Genomic DNA, 22275 nt, shown 5'->3' on the forward strand with positions numbered 1-22275 from the left:
TCATGACTACTCAATCCAGCCCGATTATTACAGAGATGAAGGTCATTCCGGTGGCCGGACACGACAGCATGCTGCTGAACATCGGCGGGGCGCATAACGCCTGGTTTACCCGCAATATCGTGGTATTGACCGATAACGCCGGCAACACCGGCGTGGGAGAAGCCCCTGGCGGAGAGGTCATCTACCAGACGCTGCTGGCGGCGATCCCGCAGGTGGTAGGTCAGGAGGTCGCCCGTCTCAATCGCGTGGTGCAGCAGGTGCACAAAGGCAATCAGGCGGCGGATTTCGACACCTTTGGCAAAGGGGCATGGACCTTCGAACTGAAAGTCAACGCGGTAGCGGCGCTGGAGGCCGCGCTGCTCGACCTGCTCGGCAAGGTGCTCAACGTGCCGGTCTGCGAGCTGCTGGGCCCGGGTAAGCAGCGTGATGCCGTCACCGTGCTGGGCTACCTGTTCTATATCGGCGATCGGCAGAAAACCGACCTGGGTTATCTGGACCATACGCCGGGCGATCACGAATGGTATCGCCTGCGCCACCAGCAGGCGCTGAGCAGCGAAGCGGTGGTGCGCCTGGCGGAAGCCGCTCAGGATCGCTACGGTTTCAAAGACTTTAAGCTGAAGGGCGGCGTGCTGCCCGGCGAGCAGGAAATTGACACCGCCCGGGCGCTGAAAAAGCGCTTTCCGGACGCGCGCATCACCGTCGATCCTAACGGCGCCTGGCTGCTGGATGAGGCGATCGCCCTGTGCAAAGGGCTGCAGGATGTTCTGACCTACGCCGAAGATCCGTGCGGCGCCGAGCAGGGCTTTTCCGGCCGGGAGGTGATGGCCGAGTTCCGCCGCGCCACCGGGCTGCCGGTCGCCACCAATATGATCGCCACCAACTGGCGCGAGATGGGTCATGCGGTGATGCTCAACGCCGTTGATATTCCGCTGGCGGACCCGCACTTCTGGACGCTCTCCGGCGCGGTACGAGTGGCGCAGCTGTGCGACGACTGGGGGCTTACCTGGGGCTGCCATTCCAACAACCATTTTGATATTTCCCTGGCGATGTTTACCCACGTCGGCGCCGCCGCGCCGGGTCATCCCACCGCCATCGACACCCACTGGATCTGGCAGGAAGGCGACGCGCGCCTGACCAAAAATCCGCTGCAGATTATTAACGGCAAGATTGCCGTGCCAGACGCGCCGGGACTCGGCGTGGAACTTGACTGGGAGCAGGTGCGCAGAGCCCATGAGGCCTATAAAGCGCTGCCGGGCGGCGCGCGCAACGACGCGGGCCCGATGCAGTACCTGATCCCCGGCTGGACATTCGACCGCAAACGTCCTGTTTTCGGCCGCCACTAATTACAAAAGGATGATGCTATGACGACTTTCTCTTCCACGCCCGTTGTCACCACCATGCAGGTGATCCCGGTTGCCGGCCATGACAGTATGCTGATGAATCTGAGCGGGGCCCACGCCCCGTACTTCACCCGCAATATCGTGATTATTAAAGATAACGCCGGCCATACCGGCGTCGGTGAAATTCCGGGGGGCGAAAAAATTCGCCAGACTCTGGAGGATGCCATTCCGCTGGTGGTGGGCAAAACGCTGGGCGAGTATAAAAACGTGCTCGGCGCGGTGCGCAATCAGTTCGCCGACCGTGACGCCGGCGGCCGCGGCCTGCAGACCTTTGACCTGCGCACCACCATCCACGTGGTGACCGGGATCGAAGCGGCGCTGCTGGACCTGCTGGGCCAGCACCTTGGGGTCAACGTCGCCTCGCTGCTTGGCGATGGGCAACAGCGCAGCGAAGTTGAAATGCTGGGCTATCTGTTCTTTATCGGTGACCGCCACGCCACGCCGCTGGCCTATCAGAGCCAGCCGGATGAACAGTGCGAGTGGTATCGCCTGCGCCATGAAGAGGCAATGACGCCGGATGCGGTGGTCCGCCTTGCGGAAGCGGCCTATGAAAAATATGGTTTCAACGACTTTAAGCTGAAGGGCGGCGTACTGGCCGGTTTTGAAGAAGCCGAAGCGATCAGCGCCCTGGCGAAGCGCTTCCCGGATGCCCGCGTGACCCTCGATCCGAACGGCGCCTGGCTGCTTGAAGAAGCCATTCAGATTGGCAAGCAGCTGAAGGGCGTGCTGGCCTATGCTGAGGATCCGTGCGGCGCTGAGCAGGGCTTCTCCGGCCGCGAAGTGATGGCGGAGTTCCGTCGCGCGACGGGCCTGCCGACCGCCACCAATATGATCGCCACCGACTGGCGGCAGATGGGCCATACGCTCTCCCTGCAGTCGGTGGATATCCCACTGGCGGACCCGCACTTCTGGACCATGCAGGGGTCGGTTCGCGTGGCGCAGATGTGTCATGAGTTCGGCCTGACCTGGGGTTCGCACTCCAATAACCACTTCGACGTGTCGCTGGCGATGTTCACCCACGTCGCGGCTGCGGCGCCGGGCAAGATCACCGCTATCGATACCCACTGGATCTGGCAGGAGGGCAACCAGCGTCTGACCAAACAACCGTTTGAAATTAAAGGCGGAATGGTGCAGGTGCCGAGCACGCCGGGTCTGGGGGTTGAGCTGGATATGGACCGCGTAATGCAGGCAAATGAGCTATATAAGAAACATGGCCTTGGCGCCCGCGACGATGCGATGGCGATGCAGTACCTGATCCCGGGCTGGACCTTTGACAACAAGCGTCCATGCATGGTGCGCTAAAAGGCCGCTGGCCTCTGCGGGGGCCGGCATTGCGCGATAGCGACAGGGGTTAGCTCAAAGTAAGGACTGCAGATGAAAATAGTGATCGCACCGGATTCCTGGAAGGAGAGCCTGACCGCGCTGGAAGTAGCCAGTGCGATAGAGCAAGGCTTTCGCGAGATTTATCCTGACGCGGAATATGTCAGGCTGCCGGTTGCCGACGGTGGGGAAGGGACGGTGGAAGCCATGGTGGCGGCGACCGGCGGGCATCAGGTGCCGCTGACGGTGACCGGGCCGCTGGGGGAGCCGGTAGAGGCATTTTATGGGCTGTCCGGCGATCGCCAGTGCGCCTTTATCGAAATGGCGGCGGCCAGCGGGCTGGAAAGCGTTCCCCCGGCGCAGCGTAACCCGCTGCTGACCACCTCCTGGGGCACCGGGGAGCTGATTCGCCATGCGCTGGACGCTGGCGTGCGGCAGATCATTATTGGCATTGGCGGCAGCGCGACCAATGACGGCGGCGCCGGCATGGCGCAGGCGCTGGGAGCGAAATTGCTGACCGCCGACGGTCAGCAAATCGCGCCAGGGGGCGGTGCGCTGGAAACGCTGGCGCGCATCGATCTTGGCGAGCTTGATCCACGGCTGGCAGATTGTCGGATTGACGTGGCCTGCGATGTCACCAACCCGTTGACCGGCCCGCAGGGCGCCAGCGCGGTATTCGGCCCGCAAAAAGGGGCGACGGCGCAGATGATCGACCGGCTTGACAGCGGCCTGCGGCACTATGCCCGGATCATCGCCCGTGATTTAGATTGCGACGTGCTGAACCTGGAAGGCGGCGGCGCGGCGGGCGGGATGGGCGCGGCGCTGTATGCGTTTTGTGGCGCTCAACTGCGCCCGGGCATTGAGATTGTCACCGATGCGCTGCAGCTGGCGGAGCGGGTGGCGGATGCTGATTTAGTGATCACCGGCGAAGGACGTATCGACAGTCAGACTATCCACGGCAAGGTGCCGGTGGGAGTGGCCCGGGTGGCGAAGCGATTTAACGTACCGGTGATCGGGATTGCCGGCAGCCTTACCGCCGATGTCGGCGTCGTGCATCAGCACGGGCTGGATGCGGTATTCAGCGTGTTGTACACCATCTGCACGCTGGATGAAGCGCTGGCCAATGCCGCCGCCAACCTGCGGATGACGGCGCGAAACGTCGCCGCGGTTTTGCAGATGGGCGGTAAGCTGTAATCGAGGTATCCCGGCTGGCGCGGCCTCCCGGGAATGTCTAAGCGATGTTGAAGTCGCCAGCACCGGCAGTTTCCGCAGCGCAAGCGGGTAAATTAACGGCAGGCTGCACGGACCGTAGGCCGGGCAAGGCGTCGCCGCCGCCCGGCATAAAAGCGGCTCCGTGTCCGCTCTTCTTGCCCGGCGGCGCGATGCCTGGCGAGCCGGGTGCAGGCCGGGAAGCCCTGTGGTTTTAGCCCCCCATCCGGCAGGCTTCGCGCGCCACGTTATCCATCTCATCCAACAGCTCAAGCAGCTCCGGCTCCAGATCCTCGGCGGCGGTGCCTGCGCGCAGCTGGCTCTCCAGAGTGTGGCAGAGCTTTTTCAGCCGCGGCACGCCGCTGTAGCTGCAGCTGCCGTGCAGTTTGTGGATCAGATCCACCAGCCCTTCCGGCTGCTCGCCGACCAGTTGCTCTTCCACTTTGTTACGCACCTCCGGCATAAAAGCGATCAGCATCTGCAGCATCTCCCTCGCCAGATCCGGCTTCATCGCCGCCTGACGCAGCGCCAGCTGCCAGTCGAGCGTCTGGTTATGGTCGATGACCGGCTCTGCGGGCGGTATCGCCGCCGGGGCGATGCTGTGTACTCCAGGCTGATAGCGCAGCAGCAGGGCGTGCAGTTTCTCTTCTTCGATCGGCTTCGCCAGATAGTCGTTCATGCCGGCGCTCAGTAGCTTCTCGCGCTGGCCCTCCAGGGCGTGCGCGGTGACGGCGATAACCGGCGTTTGCTGGTGATGCGGCAAATGATGGATAAGCTCACAGGCGCGGATGCCGTCCATATCCGGCATCTGAATATCCATCAGGATCAGATCCATCTGCAGTTGCTTGGCCTTGTCCACCGCCTGCTGGCCGCTGTCGCAGAGGATCACCTGCTGCACAAGGTCATCCAGCAGGGCGCCAATGAGCTTCAGGTTTGCCGGATTGTCGTCGACGGCCATCACGGTCATCGGCAGCTTATGGCTGTCGGCCTGGGTCAACGGCGCGGAGGCCGTCGCATGATGGGTGGCCACCAGCGCCGGCAGCAGACGGGTGGTGGTGAGCGGTTTCAACAGACAGGCGGCGATGCCATCGCGCTTCAGGGCTTCGGCGCTGACCTGGGCATGACATGGCAGAGCCAGCAGTACGTTATCTGACATCGCACAGGCTTTGGCTAATTTTTCCCGGTGCGGCGACAAATCGCGCATTGAGACCGGAATACCGACCAGCAGAATGTCGTACTGGGCTTCCGCCAGCGCAGAGAAGGTGGGGCTGTAAATCACCTCCAGCGGCGTGGCGGCCAGCATCTCCAGCGTGCACTGCGCCGCCGTCGCGTTGGCTTCCACATAGGCCAGACGCTTGCCCGCCAGCCCGTCGGTATTCAGCGTATCCGGAATGGCGTTCGGGTTGAGATCGAGGCTGATATGGAACCAGAAGGTGGAGCCGCGGTTTGGCTGACTGTGGAACGAGATATCGCCGCCCATCTCCTTAACCAGACGCTGGGTGATCACCAGCCCGAGCCCGGTACCGCCGTGGCGGCGTGAAATACTGGCATCGGCCTGACGGAAGGCCTGGAACAGCCGGGACTGGTCGCGCTCGGGGATGCCGATGCCGGTATCGTGGATCTGAATTTCGATCTGCACCCTCGAATTACTGATGGCCCGCTGCTCCACCAGCACATCGATATTACCGTGCTCGGTAAATTTGATGGCGTTGCCTACGAGGTTGGTCACAATCTGCTGCAGACGCAGCGGGTCGCCGATGACGTTATCCGGCACGTTGTTCTTAATGTTCAGCGTCAGCTCCAGCCCTTTATCGTGCGCGGAATGCGCCAGCAGGGTGACCACCTCATCAAGCGAGGTGCGCAGCAGGAACGGAATGCTCTCCAGGATCAGCTTCCCGGCTTCCAGCTTGGAAAAGTCGAGCACGTCGTTGATGATCGCCAACAGATTATTGGCCGAGCGTTCGATGGTGGTCAGGTGGTCGCGCTGCGTGGCGTTGAGATCGGTTTTCAACGTCAGACGGGTAAAGCCGATCACCCCATTGAGCGGGGTGCGCAGTTCGTGGGACATATTGGCCAGGAATTCAGACTTAATGCGCGCCGCCTCCTGGGCGCGCTTTTTCGCCAGGTCCAGCTCGACGTTCTGAATCTCCATCTGCTCAAGGGTTTCCCGCAGATCGGAGGTCGCCTGGTCGACGTTGTGCTGCATCTCCTCATGGTACGCCGCCAGCGACATGGCCATCGAGTTGATGCCGTTTTTCAGCATATCCAGTTCGCCGAGCATAAAGCCCTCGACGCGGCTGTCCAGCTGTCCGCGGCGGATGCGGTCGACGGTGTTGACCATATTGCGGATAGGGCCGGTGACGTCGCGCATCAGGCGCCAGCCGAAGATCAGCGCGATGCCGATGCAGAACAGCATCATCACGCTGGAGATGAAAATCTCTTTGTACTGCTGGAGGCGCACCGATTTGAGATCCAGCTCCAGCGCGACGTAGCCCAGCATATTGCCCGGCATTTTGGCATCGGATTCGGGGGATTCATCCGGCGAATAACTTTCCGAGACGATCGGCGTGCGCAGGATCATCATGTCGCCGTCGCGGATGACGCTGAGACGACGGGGAAACGCTTCGCCTTTCGGGATCTGCAGGTCGCTGGGGTTGAGCTGGTAATTGGAGGTGACAAACAAGCGGTTATGCGAATCGTACACCGAGATGGCCCGCACGATCTCCGAGTGGCGACGATGCAGAACGCTGATCAACTGGCCGATAGATTCGCGGTTTTGCAGATTCATGCCATATTCGCTGGAGACCGCCAGCGGCTCAATAATGCTGGTGCCGGCGTCCTCCAACTGACGTTGCAGGTCGTTATAACGGTGAGCGACAAAGAAAACACTGAGCAACAGCCCTATCAGGACGGTTGGCGCCAGAATCAGAATCATCATGCGAGCACGCAGGCTGTAGTTGGTCATGCGGTTCCATTATGGGAGAATATAGACATCATCGTTCGGTGCGCGTCGGTGCGCCTCGCGGCGCTGCCGCTCTGAACGAGCTCGTTTTATTTGATTGAGACAACTCTCTACGATGGCGCAATTCTACTCTGCAAAACGGCGTGTGACGACGCGCCAGATCATAACCGTTACAGTCAACGACCTCGATCCCTTTGGCCAGGGCGTGGCCCGCCACCAGGGGAAAGCGCTGTTCGTCGGCGGCGTGCTGCCGCAGGAGCAGGCTGAGGTGGTACTGGTGGAAGACAAAAAGCAGTACGCCCGCGCCCAGGTGAAACGCCGTCTGACCGACAGCCCGCAGCGCCAGGCGCCGCGCTGCCCCCATTTTGGCGTTTGCGGCGGCTGCCAACAGCAGCATGCCAGCATCACGCTTCAGCAGCAAAGTAAACGCGCCGCGCTGGCGCGCCTGATGAAGCGCGAGGTGGATGAGATCATCGCCGGCGAGCCGTGGGGCTATCGCCGGCGCGCGCGCTTAAGCTTGAATTATCAGCCAAAGACCCAACAATTGCAGATGGGTTTTCGTCAGGCCAGCGATAAAGCGATCGTCGATGTGGTGCAGTGCCCTGTTTTGGTGCCCCAACTTGAGGCGCTGCTGCCCGCCGTGCGCGAGTGCTTAAGCGCGCTGAGCGCATTACGCCATCTTGGCCACGTCGAGCTGGTGCTGGCGGACAACGGCCCACTGATGGTGCTGCGCCATACCGCTGCGCTGCCGGCGGCTGACAGGGAAAAACTGGAACGTTTTTCGCAAACTCACGGTCTTTCCCTGTACCTCGCGCCGCAAAGCGAGATACTGGAACATATTCACGGCAAAGCGCCATGGTATACCTCAGACGGACTACGCTTAGTGTTCAGTCCGCGGGATTTTATCCAGGTCAACGACGGCGTGAATCAGCAGATGGTGCGTACCGCGCTGGCGTGGCTGGATCTGCAGCCGGAGGACCGGGTGCTGGATCTGTTCTGCGGGATGGGCAATTTTACCCTGCCGCTGGCGACTCGCGCCGCCCACGTGGTTGGGGTGGAAGGGGTGCCGGCGCTGGTGGAGAAGGGGCGGGAAAACGCCGCCCTCAATGGTTTATCAAATGTCACCTTCTTCCATGAAAATCTGGAAGAGGATGTCACCCGCCAGGCCTGGGCGAAGCATGGCTTTGATAAAGTGCTGCTGGACCCGGCCCGCGCCGGCGCGCCGGGCGTGATGCCGCATATTATAAAACTGGCGCCGCGGCGGGTGGTGTATGTTTCCTGCAACCCGGCGACGCTGGCGCGAGACAGCGAAACCCTGTTGCAGGCTGGATATCAGATTCAACGCCTGGCGATGCTGGATATGTTCCCGCATACCGGTCATCTGGAATCAATGGTGTTGTTTGAGCGCAGGCTTACATAAGGTCATTCACAACGTCGCAGAAGAGCCGCCCCGGCCATCAATGCTGACGCGACCTGCAGGATGACATGTAGAAAGTTGAGGCTTGCCGACTTCGGCAGGCCGGTCCCTTAAGGAGAGGACAATGGTTGCGGTAAGAAGTGCACATCTTAATAAAGCTGGTGAATTTGACCCGAAGAAATGGATCGCGAGTCTGGGGATTTCCAGCCAGCAGTCGTGTGAGCGCTTAGCCGAAACCTGGGATTATTGTCGCGAAAAAACGCAAGGACACCCGCTGGCGGACCTGCTGCTGTGGCGGGGCGTCGAAATGGTGGAGATCCTCTCCACCCTGAGTATGGATATCGATACCCTGCGCGCGGCGCTGTTGTTCCCGCTGGCCGACGGCGAAGTCGTCAGCGAAGAGGTCATGCAGGAGAGCGTGGGTAAATCGGTCGTGACCCTGATTCACGGGGTACGGGACATGGCCGCCATCCGTCAGCTGAAAGCCACTCATACCGACTCGGTATCTTCCGAGCAGGTGGATAACATTCGCCGCATGCTGCTGGCGATGGTTGACGATTTCCGCTGCGTGGTTATCAAGCTTGCCGAACGTATCGCGCATCTGCGCGAGGTCAAGGACGCGCCGGAAGATGAGCGGGTGCTGGCGGCGAAAGAGTGCACCAATATCTATGCTCCCCTGGCTAACCGCTTAGGTATCGGCCAGCTGAAGTGGGAGCTGGAAGATTACTGCTTCCGCTACCTGCATCCGGCAGAGTACAAGCGCATTGCCAAACTGCTCCACGAACGCCGTATCGACCGCGAGCATTATATCGACGAGTTCGTCGGCCACCTGCGGGCAGAAATGAAAGCCGAAGGGGTCAAGGCCGAGGTCTATGGTCGGCCGAAGCATATCTACAGCATCTGGCGCAAAATGCAGAAAAAACACCTCGCCTTTGACGAGCTGTTTGATGTACGCGCGGTGCGCATCGTGGCCGAGCGGTTGCAGGATTGTTATGCCGCGCTGGGGATCGTTCATACCCACTACCGTCACCTGCCGGATGAGTTCGATGACTATGTGGCCAACCCGAAACCCAACGGCTACCAGTCTATCCATACCGTGGTGCTGGGGCCGAGCGGCAAGACCGTGGAGATTCAAATCCGCACCCGGCAGATGCATGAAGACGCCGAGCTGGGCGTGGCCGCGCACTGGAAGTACAAAGAGGGCGCGGGAGCGGGGACCAGCGGCGGCCGCGGCTATGAGGACCGTATCGCCTGGCTGCGCAAGCTGATTGCCTGGCAGGAAGAGATGGCCGACTCCGGCGAAATGCTCGACGAAGTGCGCAGCCAGGTCTTTGACGACCGGGTGTATGTCTTTACGCCGAAAGGCGACGTGGTGGACCTGCCGGCGGGGTCGACGCCGCTCGATTTTGCCTACCATATCCACAGCGACGTCGGTCATCGCTGCATCGGCGCCAAAATTGGCGGCCGCATCGTGCCGTTCACCTATCAGCTGCAGATGGGCGATCAGATCGAAATCATTACCCAGAAGCAGCCGAACCCGAGCCGCGACTGGCTCAACCCTAACCTCGGCTATGTCACCACCAGCCGCGGACGCTCCAAAATTCACGCCTGGTTCCGTAAGCAGGACCGTGACAAGAACATTCTTGCCGGCCGACAGATCCTTGACGACGAGCTGGAGCATCTGGGTATCAGCCTGAAGGATGCGGAAAAGCACCTGCTGCCGCGCTACAACTTCAACGAGCTCGATGAACTGCTGGCGGCCATCGGCGGCGGCGATATCCGTCTCAACCAGATGGTCAACTTCCTGCAGGCGCAGTTCAATAAACCGAGCGCCGCCGAGCAGGATGCGGCAGCGCTGAAGCAGTTGCAGCAGAAAACCTATGCTCCGCAGAACCGCACCAAGGACAATGGCCGGGTGGTGGTGGAAGGGGTTGGCAATCTGATGCACCATATTGCCCGCTGCTGCCAGCCGATCCCGGGCGATGAGATCGTCGGCTTTATCACCCAGGGGCGCGGGATTTCCGTGCATCGCGCCGACTGCGATCAGCTCGCTGAACTGCAGTCGCATGCCCCGGAGCGCATCGTCGATGCGGTATGGGGCGAAAGCTACTCGGCCGGATATTCGCTGGTGGTCAGGGTGGAGGCGAACGATCGCAGCGGGTTACTGCGCGATATCACCACCATCCTCGCCAATGAGAAGGTGAACGTGCTGGGCGTTGCCAGCCGCAGCGATACCCGTCAGCAGCTGGCCACCATCGATATGACCATCGAGATTTACAACCTGCAGGTGCTGGGCCGGGTGCTCGGTAAGCTGAACCAGGTGCCTGATGTCATTGACGCGCGCCGTCTGCACGGCGGTTAATTCGTCTCCAGGCCGGATAAGGCGAAGCCGCCATCCGGCAATTTCGCAACGTCGGATAAGGTCGAAACGCCTTATCCGGCCGACTATTTTTTACATTTCCAGGATTGTCACATGACCCAAATCGACCGCTTGCTCGGCATCATGCGCCGCCTGCGCGACCCGGAAAACGGCTGCCCGTGGGATAAAGAGCAGACCTTTGCCACCATCGCCCCCTATACCCTCGAAGAAACCTATGAAGTGCTGGACGCCATTTCGCGAGAGGATTTTGACGACCTGCGCGGTGAGCTGGGCGATCTGCTGTTCCAGGTGGTGTTCTATGCGCAGATGGCGCAGGAAGAGGGACGTTTTAACTTTGACGATATCTGCGCCGCCATCAGCGACAAGCTGGAGCGCCGCCATCCCCATATCTTCGCTGAAGCCACCGCGGGAAACAGCAGCGAAGTCCTGGCCCGCTGGGAGCAGATCAAAAGCGCGGAGCGGGCGGAAAAAGCCCAGCACTCGGCGCTGGACGACATTCCGCATAGCCTGCCGGCGCTGATGCGTGCGCATAAAATCCAGCGTCGCTGCTCGGCGGTCGGTTTTGACTGGACCTCGCTGGGCCCGGTGCTCGACAAGGTGCATGAAGAAATTGATGAAGTGATGCATGAAGCGCAGCAGGCGGTGGTGGATGAAGCGAAACTGGAAGAGGAAGTGGGCGATCTGCTGTTCGCCACGGTGAATTTATCCCGCCATTTAGGGGTCAAAGCCGAGGTGGCGCTGCAGAAGGCGAACCTCAAATTCGAGCGCCGCTTCCGCGAAGTCGAGCGCATTGTCGCTGCCCGCGGCCTGGAAATGACCGGCGTCGACCTCGATACCATGGAAGAAGTATGGCAACAGGTAAAACGCCAGGAAACTGATCTCTAACGAGTTTTCGTGATCAAGCGCGATTTGTGTGATTTTATAAATAACAAGCGCTTGATTTACGTCAAAAACATTTCGCCAAAAGCGTCTATTTTCTCTTTCCGTTATGTCGTTGAAACACCATGTAGCCTGCCTCTTCGAGTTGTTCGGGTCGCAACACAGGTGCAACTTGAAGAACGAAGGGGAGGGGAAGAATGAAAGTTTGTGGCGTCACGCATGTTCGGGTATACTACTTTCCCGTCCTGGTTATTCCATCGTTTTACCCTAACTTCTCAGGTTCAGCATGACAACGAACTATATTTTTGTGACCGGCGGGGTCGTATCCTCTCTGGGTAAAGGCATTGCCGCAGCCTCCCTGGCAGCCATTCTTGAAGCCCGTGGTCTCAACGTGACCATCATGAAACTGGATCCGTATATCAACGTCGATCCGGGCACCATGAGCCCAATCCAGCATGGGGAAGTGTTCGTTACTGAAGACGGCGCAGAAACCGATCTGGACCTGGGCCACTACGAGCGTTTCATCCGTACCAAGATGACTCGCCGCAACAACTTCACCACCGGCCGTATTTACTCTGACGTGCTGCGCAAAGAGCGCCGTGGCGACTACCTGGGCGCGACCGTTCAGGTTATCCCGCACATCACCAACGCTATCAAAGAGCGTGTGCTGGCGGGCGGCGAAGGCCATGACGTGGTGCTGGTGGAGATCGGCGGTACCGTAGGCGATATCGAATCCCTGCCGTTCCTCGAAGCCATTCGTCAGATGGCGGTAGAGATTGGCCGCGAGCATACCCTGTTTATGCACCTGACTCTGGTGCCGTACATGGCCGCCGCGGGCGAAGTCAAAACCAAACCGACTCAGCACTCCGTGAAAGAGCTGCTCTCCATCGGTATTCAGCCAGACATCCTGATCTGCCGCTCCGATCGCGCTGTTCCGGCCAACGAACGGGCGAAAATTGCTTTGTTCTGTAACGTTCCGGAAAAGGCTGTTATTTCTCTGAAAGACGTCGATTCCATTTATAAAATTCCAGGCCTGTTGAAATCTCAGGGGCTGGACGATTATATTTGTAAACGATTCAGCTTAACTTGTCCGGAAGCAAACCTGGCCGAATGGGAACAGGTAATCTATGAAGAAGCCAATCCGGCAGGCGAAGTCACCATCGGTATGGTCGGTAAGTACATTGAACTGCCGGATGCCTACAAGTCGGTGATTGAAGCGCTGAAACACGGTGGTCTGAAAAACCGCGTCACCGTCAACATCAAGCTGATCGATTCGCAGGATGTGGAAACGCGCGGCGTCGAAATCCTCAAGGATTTAGATGCTATCCTTATCCCGGGCGGCTTCGGCTACCGCGGTGTGGAAGGTAAGATCGCCACCGCGCGCTATGCGCGTGAGAACAATATTCCTTATCTGGGCATTTGCCTGGGTATGCAGGTTGCGCTGATTGAGTTCGCGCGCAACGTAGCGGGTATGGAAAACGCCAACTCGACGGAATTTGTGCCAGACTGTAAATACCCGGTTGTGGCCCTGATTACCGAATGGCGTGACGAAGATGGCAACGTCGAAGTCCGCTCCGAGAAGAGCGATCTGGGCGGCACTATGCGCCTGGGCGCACAGCAGTGCCAGCTGGATGATGATTCTCTGGTACGCCAGCTGTACGGCGAGCCGACCATCACCGAGCGCCATCGTCACCGCTACGAAGTCAACAACATGTTGTTGAAACCGATTGAAGCTGCCGGTCTGCGCGTTGCGGGCCGTTCCGGGGATGATCAGTTGGTCGAGATCATCGAAGTGCCGAACCATCCGTGGTTTGTGGCCTGCCAGTTCCACCCGGAGTTTACTTCGACGCCGCGTGATGGACACCCGCTGTTTGCCGGCTTTGTGAAAGCCGCCAGCGAGTACCAGAAACGCCAGGCGAAGTAAAAAGAGTTAGAACGGCAATGCACCCATCCGGGTGCATTGTTTGTCTGGAGTTTTAGTTTAACTTGTACTGAGGAAAACCTAATGTCCAAAATCGTTAAAGTCATCGGTCGTGAAATCATCGACTCCCGTGGTAACCCGACTGTTGAAGCCGAAGTACACCTGGAAGGTGGTTTCGTCGGTATGGCAGCTGCTCCGTCAGGTGCTTCTACTGGTTCCCGCGAAGCGCTGGAACTGCGCGATGGCGACAAATCCCGTTTCCTGGGTAAAGGCGTAACCAAAGCTGTTGCTGCGGTAAACGGCCCGATCGCTCAGGCAATCCTGGGCAAAGATGCCAAAGATCAGGCTGGCATCGACAAGATCATGATCGACCTGGACGGTACTGAAAACAAATCTAACTTCGGTGCGAACGCAATCCTGGCCGTTTCTCTGGCGAACGCCAAAGCAGCAGCTGCCTCCAAAGGCCTGCCGCTGTACGCGCACATCGCTGAACTTAACGGCACTCCGGGCAAATACTCCATGCCGGTTCCGATGATGAACATCATCAACGGCGGTGAGCACGCTGACAACAACGTCGACATCCAGGAATTCATGATTCAGCCGGTTGGCGCGCCGACCCTGAAAGAAGCAGTACGCATGGGTTCTGAAGTGTTCCATCACCTGGCGAAAGTGCTGAAGTCCAAAGGCATGAACACTGCCGTTGGTGACGAAGGCGGCTACGCGCCGAACCTGGGTTCCAACGCCGAAGCGCTGGCTGTTATCGCTGAAGCGGTTAAAGCTGCAGGCTACGAGCTGGGCAAAGACATCACCCTGGCGATGGACTGCGCAGCGTCTGAATTCTACAAAGACGGTAAATACGTTCTGGCCGGCGAAGGCAACAAAGCGTTCACCTCTGAAGAGTTCACTCACTTCCTGGAAGAGCTGACCAAACAGTACCCGATCGTCTCCATCGAAGATGGCCTGGACGAATCTGACTGGGAAGGTTTCGCTTACCAGACCAAAGTACTGGGCGACAAAATCCAGCTGGTTGGTGACGACCTGTTCGTAACTAACACCAAGATCCTGAAAGAAGGCATCGAAAAAGGCATCGCTAACTCCATCCTGATCAAATTCAACCAGATCGGTTCTCTGACCGAAACTCTGGCGGCTATCAAGATGGCGAAAGACGCTGGCTACACCGCTGTCATCTCTCACCGTTCTGGCGAAACTGAAGACGCGACCATTGCCGACCTGGCTGTGGGTACCGCTGCAGGCCAGATCAAAACTGGTTCTATGAGCCGTTCTGACCGCGTTGCTAAATACAACCAGCTGATTCGTATCGAAGAAGCGCTGGGTGAGCAAGCGCCGTTCAACGGTCGTAAAGAGATCAAAGGCCAGGCTTAATCCTGTCTTTTTGAAATAAGCATGCCAGCCTTCGGGCTGGCATTTTTTTTATGCCTGCGGCCATTATTTAAAGTCGACAGCCATTTGCTGAGGGATCGACAGCCCGCGAGTGGTTTCCACGCAGCGGTCGATGTAATCGGTAAAGCGCGGCGGTTTTGGCATCCCCATGCTCAGCAGCTTGTCGTTGCTAAAGCGCACGTTCAGCGTGGCGAACGCGCCATATAAGCGCATCGCTTTCAGCATCAGTCGCTCATTGCACGGCCCAAAAATTCCTTTCAGTTCGCGACGCATTTTGACCAGCGTTTCGTAGCTCACCTGGGCGTACTTGTCTCCCACCGGCGCCTGCTCCAGCGCCAGGGCCATCGCCCGGTCGATTTCGGCAAACTTCACGCTGTTCTCCTCGCCGGCAGAGATATGCACCACCTCGCCGCGGGCCAGCGGCTGGTTAAGCAGCATCAGCAGGGCATCGGCGCAGTAGTCCACCGGAATAACATCGATCCGATCCTCCATCGCGCACATAAATTTCTGCAGCATCAGCCCCATGCTGAACACCCAGAAAATACTGCTGGAAGGCCGGCAGCCATGATGGGTATGGCCCACCACAATAGAAGGGCGGGCAATGACCAGCGGTAGCGTAGGGCAGTGCTGCTGCATCAGTTGCTCGATGGCCGATTTCGAGTGGGTATATTCCACCAGATGCTCGGCGCGCTGCCGAAACTCCGCGCTCTCGGCGACCAGCGAATCCGGCTCCGGTGAGCAGGACATTGCGGTGCCGACGTGCAGAAAACGCTGCAGACCCGCCACCTGCGCCATCCGTTGCGCCAGACGCAGCGTACCCGCAACGTTAACCTTCCAGATGAGCGGGTTGCTGCCAAATGAGGCGACAGCGGCGCAGTTGAGGACATGGGTAACTTGCTCAAGCCGCGGGTCGTTAAGAAAATGCTCCGGAGAGGCGAGATCGCCCAGCAGGATCTGCTGCGGGCGCAGCATCGCCAGTTTCTCCTCGGCGATGTTGAACTTACGCATGTTCTCCTTGACCCGCTCCAGGCCTGCGTCGGGACTGTCGGCACGCACCAGCAGCAGCAGATCTAACTGGCTATCCTGATGGAGTATTTTCTCTAACGCCGCGCCGCCCAGAAAACCGGTGACGCCGGTAATGAATAATGTGGTCATAAACGCTATCTCATTATGGTTGGTCTGCGGAATTCTAGGAGGGACAAAGTAAACGACGATTAAATAAAAAATGGCGGGCAACAGGACTTTATTAAGAGGGGCTTAAGCTTATTTTCGGCGGTGGATTGGATTCGACTCTCAGACCAGATAAATAATTCACTCTTTCATGTATCAGTTTGTACAATGCTGTATTTAAAAGTGTTTTTGTTTTTATGCTGACGTTTTACATGTTCTGGTTTATAACGCGAAAAACATCTTCTGTTACATCTTTCTTTACGGTGGCATGGCGCGCCGTTTATTTTAATCCTTACCACACTAATGAAATAAACGAAAACAGAGGCATGCTTTTAATTAACAATGAATAACCTCCGGGGAGAGAAAGCGACGCCGTGAGGGAAAAAACGATCGCAGCGCAGGACAAGACCTGGACAGTGAAATCTGCGATAATAAGCGTTTATCACCCTAAACAGAGATGACTATGCAGTACCCGATTAACGAGATGTTCCAGACCCTGCAAGGCGAGGGTTACTTCACCGGCGTGCCTGCCATTTTTATTCGTCTGCAGGGATGCCCGGTAGGATGCGCGTGGTGTGACACCAAGCATACCTGGGACAAACTGGCCGATCGGGAAGTGTCGTTGTTCAGCATCCTGGCGAAAACCAAAGAGAGCGATAAGTGGGGGCCGGCAAGCAGTGAAGATCTGCTGGCGATTATCGGTCGTCAGGGGTGGACTGCCCGCCACGTGGTCATTACCGGCGGTGAGCCCTGCATTCATGATTTAACGCCGTTAACCTCGCTGCTGGAGCAAAACGGCTTTAGCTGCCAGATTGAAACCAGCGGCACTCACGAAGTTCGCTGTACGCCTCATACCTGGGTGACGGTATCGCCGAAGGTGAATATGCGCGGCGGGTATGACGTGCTGTCTCAGGCCCTGCAGCGGGCGGATGAGATCAAACATCCGGTAGGGCGCGTCCGCGACATCGAAGCGCTGGACGAGCTGCTGGAAACACTGAGCGATGACAAACCGCGGATCATCGCCCTGCAGCCAATCAGCCAGAAAGAAGACGCGACGCGCCTGTGTATCGACACCTGCATCGCCCGTAACTGGCGCCTGTCCATGCAGACGCATAAATATCTGAATATCGCCTGATAAAAAAGCCCGGCAGCGTACTGACCGGGCTTTTTTTCGCTTACTCGCCGCGATAGACGCAGCCGGCGGTGCAGGTCTCTTTCACCATCACCGCGCTCAGCAGCGGTACCCGCGGTTTCATCTCATCCCAGATCCATTTGGCCAGCACTTCGCTGGTAGGGTTTTCCAGACCGGGGATATCGTTCAGATAATAGTGGTCCAGGCGATCGTAGGTCGGCTTGAAGGCGGCCTTCAGCTCGGCAAAATCCATGATCCACCCGGTATGGGGATCGACTTCACCGGTTATCTCCAGACGCACCATAAAGGAGTGGCCATGCAGGCGACCGCATTTGTGTCCTTCCGGGACGTGCGGCAGGTGGTGGGCGGCTTCGAAGGTGAAATCTTTAAACAGCGTGGTGGACATCATTGACTCTCAACAGGACGAAAAAAACCGCCGTAGGGTACCGGAAAGTACATTTTTTCGCATTAACTAAAACGGCCCTGAACAGAAAATCGACACATTTATCTGGGTTAAGTGAATTAAGTTGTGATATTTCAAATAGTTATTTAATCGATTTTGTTGTTAATAACTACAACTAAAACAGGTTAGTCCATTTGGTTATTTATTATTTCCATCCCTTCTTTAATTGTTACTATGCCCGCCGTTAACCTTCTATTCTCTTCTGTTTTTGTCGCGCTGACAGGGTGCGAATAACAGCTTTGCTTACTGGAACAAACGACGCATGACGACACAGGCCCCACCTTCCAACTTGCTGCCGCTCAACCCGGAGCAACTGGCGCGCCTTCAGGCGGCCACCACTGACTTCACGCCCACTCAGCTCGCCTGGGTGTCTGGCTATTTCTGGGGCGTGCTGAATCAGCAGTCCGGCGCGGCAGCCGCCGTTCCCGCCCCGGCCGCCGAGGTCCCGACGATCACGCTGATTTCCGCCTCGCAAACCGGCAACGCTCGCCGCGTCGCCGAAGCGCTGCGCGACGATCTGCTGGCGGCGAAGCTGAACGTGAAGCTGGTGAATGCAGGCGATTATAAATTCAAACAAATTGCTGCTGAAAAACTGCTGGTGGTCGTGACCTCCACCCAGGGGGAAGGTGAGCCGCCGGAAGAAGCGGTCGCATTGCATAAGTTCCTGTTCTCGAAGAAAGCGCCGAAGCTGGACGGGACCGCATTCGCCGTCTTTGGCCTCGGCGATACCTCTTATGAATTCTTCTGCCAGTCCGGCAAAGATTTCGACAGCAAGCTGGCCGAACTTGGCGCGGAACGCCTGCTCGATCGCGTCGACGCCGACGTTGAATATCAGGCCGCGGCCGCTGAATGGCGCGCGCGCGTCGTTGAGGTGCTTAAGGCCCGTGCGCCGGTCGCCGCGCCCGCTCAGCTGTCCGCCAGCGGCGCAGTGAACGACATTCACACCAGTCCCTACACCAAAGAGGCTCCGCTGACGGCGACCCTGTCGGTCAACCAGAAAATCACCGGCCGCGATTCAGAAAAAGATGTACGCCATATCGAAATTGACCTCGGTGATTCCGGTCTGCGCTATCAGCCGGGCGACGCCCTGGGCGTCTGGTATCAAAACGATCCTCAGCTGGTGAAAGAGCTGGTGGAGCTGCTGTGGCTGAAAGGCGACGAGCCGGTGACCGTCGAGGGCAAAACCCTGCCGCTGGCGGAAGCCCTGCAGTGGCATTTTGAGCTGACGGTTAACACCGCGACTATCGTCGAAAACTACGCCACCCTGACCCGCAGCGAATCGCTGCTGCCGCTGGTGGGCGATAAAGCTCAACTGCAGCAGTATGCCGCCGCGACGCCGATCGTCGATATGGTCCGTTTCTCCCCAGCGCAGCTGGACGCCGAGGCGTTAATCGGTCTGCTGCGCCCGCTGACGCCGCGTCTGTACTCTATTGCCTCCTCGCAGGCGGAAGTGGAGAGCGAAGTGCATGTCACCGTGGGCGTGGTGCGCTATGACATCGAAGGCCGCGCCCGGGCTGGCGGCGCCTCCAGCTTCCTCGCCGACCGCGTGGAAGAGGATGGCGAAGTCCGCGTCTTTATTGAGCACAACGACAACTTCCGTCTGCCGGCTAACCCGGAGACGCCGGTGATCATGATTGGCCCTGGCACCGGTATTGCGCCGTTCCGCGCCTTCATGCAGCAGCGCGCAGCGGACGGGGCGCCAGGTAAGAACTGGCTGTTCTTCGGCAACCCGCACTTCACCGAAGATTTCCTCTATCAGGTGGAGTGGCAGAGCTATGTGAAAGAGGGTCTGCTGACCCGTATCGATCTGGCCTGGTCCCGCGATCAACAACAAAAAATCTATGTGCAGGACAAACTGCGTGAGCAGGGGGCTGAGCTGTGGCGCTGGATCAATGATGGCGCCCACATTTATGTCTGCGGCGACGCCAATCGTATGGCGAAAGACGTGGAACAGACTTTACTGGAAGTGATTGCCGAATACGGCGCGATGGACGCCGAAGCGGCGGACGAATTTTTAAGTGAGCTGCGCGTTGAGCGCCGTTATCAGCGAGATGTCTACTAATGAGCGAAAAACATCCGGGGCCTTTAGTGGTCGAAGGTAAACTGACCGATGCCGAGCGTATGAAGCTCGAGAGCAACTACCTGCGCGGCACCATTGCGGAAGATTTAAACGACGGTCTGACCGGCGGTTTTAAAGGCGATAACTTCCTGCTGATCCGTTTCCACGGTATGTACCAGCAGGACGATCGCGATATCCGCGCGGAGCGCGCCGCTCAGAAGCTGGAGCCGCGTCATGCGATGCTCCTGCGCTGCCGTCTGCCGGGCGGGGTGATCACCACCACCCAGTGGAAGGCGATCGATAAGTTTGCCGCCGAGAACACCATTTACGGCAGTATTCGCCTGACCAACCGGCAGACTTTCCAGTTTCACGGCATTCTGAAAAAGAACGTCAAGCCGGTGCATCAGATGCTGCACTCGGTGGGGCTGGACGCGCTGGCCACCGCCAACGATATGAACCGTAACGTGCTGTGCACCTCCAACCCGTACGAATCGCAGCTGCACGCTGAGGCCTACGAGTGGGCGAAAAAGATCTCCGAGCATTTGCTGCCGCGCACCCGCGCCTATGCCGAGATCTGGCTGGATCAGAAAAAGGTCGCCACCACTGACGAAGAGCCGATCCTCGGTCAGACCTATCTGCCGCGTAAGTTTAAAACCACGGTGGTGATCCCGCCGCAGAACGATATCGATCTGCACGCCAACGACATGAACTTTGTGGCGATCGCCGAAAACGGCAAGCTGGTGGGCTTTAACCTGCTGGTGGGCGGCGGTCTTTCCATCGAACACGGTAACAAAAAAACCTACGCACGCACGGCGAGCGAATTCGGTTATCTGCCGCTGGAGCATACTCTGGCGGTGGCGGAAGCGGTCGTGACTACCCAGCGCGACTGGGGTAACCGTACCGACCGTAAGAATGCGAAAACCAAGTACACCCTTGAGCGCGTTGGCGTTGAAACCTTTAAGGCGGAAGTGGAGCGCCGGGCAGGCATTAAGTTTGAGCCGATCCGCCCGTACGAATTCACCGGCCGCGGCGATCGCATCGGCTGGGTGAAGGGGATTGATGATAAATGGCACCTGACGCTGTTTATTGAAAACGGCCGCATTCTGGATTATCCGGGGCGCCCGCTGAAAACCGGTCTGCTGGAGATTGCTAAGATCCATCAGGGCGAATTCCGCATCACCGCCAATCAGAACCTGATCGTCGCCAGCGTACCGGAAGATCAGAAGGCGCGGATCGAGAAGCTGGCGCGGGATCATGGTCTGATGAATGCCGTCACCCCGCAGCGCGAAAACTCAATGGCCTGCGTCTCCTTCCCGACCTGCCCGCTGGCGATGGCGGAAGCCGAGCGTTTCCTGCCGTCGTTTATCGACAAGGTGGAAGGGGTGATGAGCAAGCATGGCGTGAGCGATGAGCATATCGTCACCCGCGTCACCGGCTGTCCGAACGGCTGCGGCCGCGCGATGCTGGCGGAAGTGGGGCTGGTGGGGAAAGCGCCAGGCCGCTATAACCTGCACATCGGCGGTAACCGCAGTGGCACCCGCATCCCGCGGATGTACCGTGAGAACATTACCGAGTCGGAAATTCTCGACTCGCTAGACCAACTGGTTGGGCGCTGGGCGAAAGAGCGCGAAGCGGGTGAAGGCTTCGGCGACTTTACGGTGCGTGCGGGCATCATTCGCCCGGTGCTCGATCCAGCCCGCGATTTCTGGGAGTAACATCCTGGTGCCCGGTGGCGCGTAGCGATCCGGGCCTGTAAAACCCGTAGGCCGGGCAATCGCAGTGCCGCCCGGCAAAACAGGCAAACGAGGTTCTTATGTCCGTACTCGATCTAAACGCGCTTAATGCATTGCCGAAAGTGGAACGCATTCTGGCACTCGCGGAAACCAACGCCCAACTGGAAAAGCTCGACGCCGAAGGGCGTGTGGCCTGGGCGCTGGAAAACCTGCCGGGAGACTATGTGCTGTCGTCAAGCTTTGGTATTCAGGCGGCGGTGAGTTTGCACCTGGTGAATCAGATCCGCCCGGACATTCCGGTGATCCTCACCGATACCGGTTACCTGTTCCCGGAAACCTACCAGTTTATTGACGAACTGACGGACAAGCTCAAGCTGAACCTGAAGGTCTACCGCGCGGCCGAAAGCGCGGCCTGGCAGGAGGCGCGCTACGGCAAGCTGTGGGAGCAGGGCGTTGAGGGCATTGAGAAATACAATGAGATCAACAAGGTTGAACCGATGAACCGGGCGCTGAAAGAGCTGAACGCGCAGACGTGGTTTGCCGGTCTGCGCCGCGAGCAGTCGGGCAGTCGGGCGACGCTTCCGGTGCTGGCGGTCCAGCGCGGGGTGTTCAAGGTGTTGCCGATTATCGACTGGGATAACCGGACGGTGTATCAGTATCTGCAAAAGCATGGGCTGAAATACCATCCGCTGTGGGATCAGGGGTATCTGTCGGTAGGCGATACCCACACCACCCGCAAATGGGAGCCGGGCATGGCAGAAGAAGAGACCCGGTTCTTCGGGCTTAAACGCGAGTGCGGATTGCACGAGGGTTGATTAGCGCTTCCTCA

General features: G+C 58.5%; 15 protein-coding genes. 12 read left to right on the forward strand and 3 right to left on the reverse strand.

Annotated features, from left to right (window positions below):
- Positions 1-2: 2 nt before the first annotated feature.
- From LGM20_RS05185 to LGM20_RS05195, 3 genes are all read left to right on the forward strand, one after another.
- The gene (locus LGM20_RS05185) at positions 3-1343 is read left to right on the forward strand and encodes an enolase C-terminal domain-like protein (protein ID WP_023290834.1); all 1341 of its coding nucleotides are present in this window, start codon (positions 3-5) and stop codon (positions 1341-1343) included.
- Positions 1344-1361: 18 nt separating this feature from the next.
- Positions 1362-2702, forward strand: coding sequence for a glucarate dehydratase (gudD, locus tag LGM20_RS05190; protein ID WP_044524533.1), 1341 nt, complete (start codon positions 1362-1364; stop codon positions 2700-2702).
- A 72-nt stretch (positions 2703-2774) separates the two neighbouring features.
- The gene (locus tag LGM20_RS05195) at positions 2775-3914 is read left to right on the forward strand and encodes a glycerate kinase (protein WP_044524531.1); all 1140 of its coding nucleotides are present in this window, start codon (positions 2775-2777) and stop codon (positions 3912-3914) included.
- Positions 3915-4143: 229 nt separating this feature from the next.
- Here LGM20_RS05195 and barA read toward each other — a convergent pair whose 3' ends face one another.
- Positions 4144-6894 (reverse strand): two-component sensor histidine kinase BarA, encoded by a 2751-nt coding sequence (barA, locus tag LGM20_RS05200; protein ID WP_023290831.1) that lies wholly within the window; start codon positions 6892-6894, stop codon positions 4144-4146.
- A 112-nt stretch (positions 6895-7006) separates the two neighbouring features.
- Here barA and rlmD point away from each other — a divergent pair, with 112 nt between their 5' ends.
- The 5 genes from rlmD (at position 7007) to eno (ending at position 14871) form a co-directional block, all read left to right on the forward strand.
- Positions 7007-8311, forward strand: coding sequence for a 23S rRNA (uracil(1939)-C(5))-methyltransferase RlmD (rlmD, locus tag LGM20_RS05205; protein ID WP_044524528.1), 1305 nt, complete (start codon positions 7007-7009; stop codon positions 8309-8311).
- A gap of 121 nt (positions 8312-8432) precedes the next feature.
- The gene (relA, locus tag LGM20_RS05210) at positions 8433-10670 is read left to right on the forward strand and encodes a GTP diphosphokinase (protein ID WP_023290829.1); all 2238 of its coding nucleotides are present in this window, start codon (positions 8433-8435) and stop codon (positions 10668-10670) included.
- A gap of 111 nt (positions 10671-10781) precedes the next feature.
- On the forward strand, positions 10782-11573 hold the full coding sequence (gene mazG, locus LGM20_RS05215; RefSeq protein WP_044524526.1) for a nucleoside triphosphate pyrophosphohydrolase: 792 nt from the start codon (positions 10782-10784) through the stop codon (positions 11571-11573).
- Between the two features lie 280 nt (positions 11574-11853).
- Positions 11854-13491 (forward strand): glutamine hydrolyzing CTP synthase, encoded by a 1638-nt coding sequence (gene pyrG / locus LGM20_RS05220; protein ID WP_023290827.1) that lies wholly within the window; start codon positions 11854-11856, stop codon positions 13489-13491.
- A gap of 81 nt (positions 13492-13572) precedes the next feature.
- Positions 13573-14871 (forward strand): phosphopyruvate hydratase, encoded by a 1299-nt coding sequence (eno, locus tag LGM20_RS05225; RefSeq protein WP_002915213.1) that lies wholly within the window; start codon positions 13573-13575, stop codon positions 14869-14871.
- 63 nt (positions 14872-14934) lie between these two features.
- Here eno and LGM20_RS05230 read toward each other — a convergent pair whose 3' ends face one another.
- Entirely contained in the window at positions 14935-16044 is a 1110-nt protein-coding gene (locus tag LGM20_RS05230; RefSeq protein WP_023290826.1) for an SDR family oxidoreductase, read from the reverse strand.
- Positions 16045-16522: 478 nt separating this feature from the next.
- Here LGM20_RS05230 and queE point away from each other — a divergent pair, with 478 nt between their 5' ends.
- Positions 16523-17194, forward strand: coding sequence for a 7-carboxy-7-deazaguanine synthase QueE (gene queE, locus LGM20_RS05235; RefSeq protein ID WP_023290825.1), 672 nt, complete (start codon positions 16523-16525; stop codon positions 17192-17194).
- Between the two features lie 40 nt (positions 17195-17234).
- On the opposite strand, the gene queD is transcribed toward queE, so the two are convergent.
- A complete protein-coding gene (gene queD / locus LGM20_RS05240) occupies positions 17235-17600 on the reverse strand; it encodes a 6-carboxytetrahydropterin synthase QueD (protein WP_004174641.1) in 366 nt (121 codons plus the stop codon).
- 316 nt (positions 17601-17916) lie between these two features.
- Here queD and cysJ point away from each other — a divergent pair, with 316 nt between their 5' ends.
- The 3 genes from cysJ (at position 17917) to cysH (ending at position 22261) form a co-directional block, all read left to right on the forward strand.
- Positions 17917-19716, forward strand: coding sequence for an NADPH-dependent assimilatory sulfite reductase flavoprotein subunit (gene cysJ, locus LGM20_RS05245; RefSeq protein WP_023290824.1), 1800 nt, complete (start codon positions 17917-17919; stop codon positions 19714-19716).
- Entirely contained in the window at positions 19716-21428 is a 1713-nt protein-coding gene (cysI, locus tag LGM20_RS05250; protein ID WP_004205585.1) for an assimilatory sulfite reductase (NADPH) hemoprotein subunit, read from the forward strand. The genes cysJ and cysI overlap by 1 nt, the downstream gene beginning before the upstream one ends.
- Positions 21429-21526: 98 nt before the next feature.
- On the forward strand, positions 21527-22261 hold the full coding sequence (cysH, locus tag LGM20_RS05255; protein ID WP_004205586.1) for a phosphoadenosine phosphosulfate reductase: 735 nt from the start codon (positions 21527-21529) through the stop codon (positions 22259-22261).
- The last annotated feature ends 14 nt before the right edge of the window (positions 22262-22275 follow it).

The sequence above is a fragment of the Klebsiella quasipneumoniae subsp. quasipneumoniae genome (assembly GCF_020525925.1).
GTDB classification, from domain to species: domain Bacteria; phylum Pseudomonadota; class Gammaproteobacteria; order Enterobacterales; family Enterobacteriaceae; genus Klebsiella; species Klebsiella quasipneumoniae.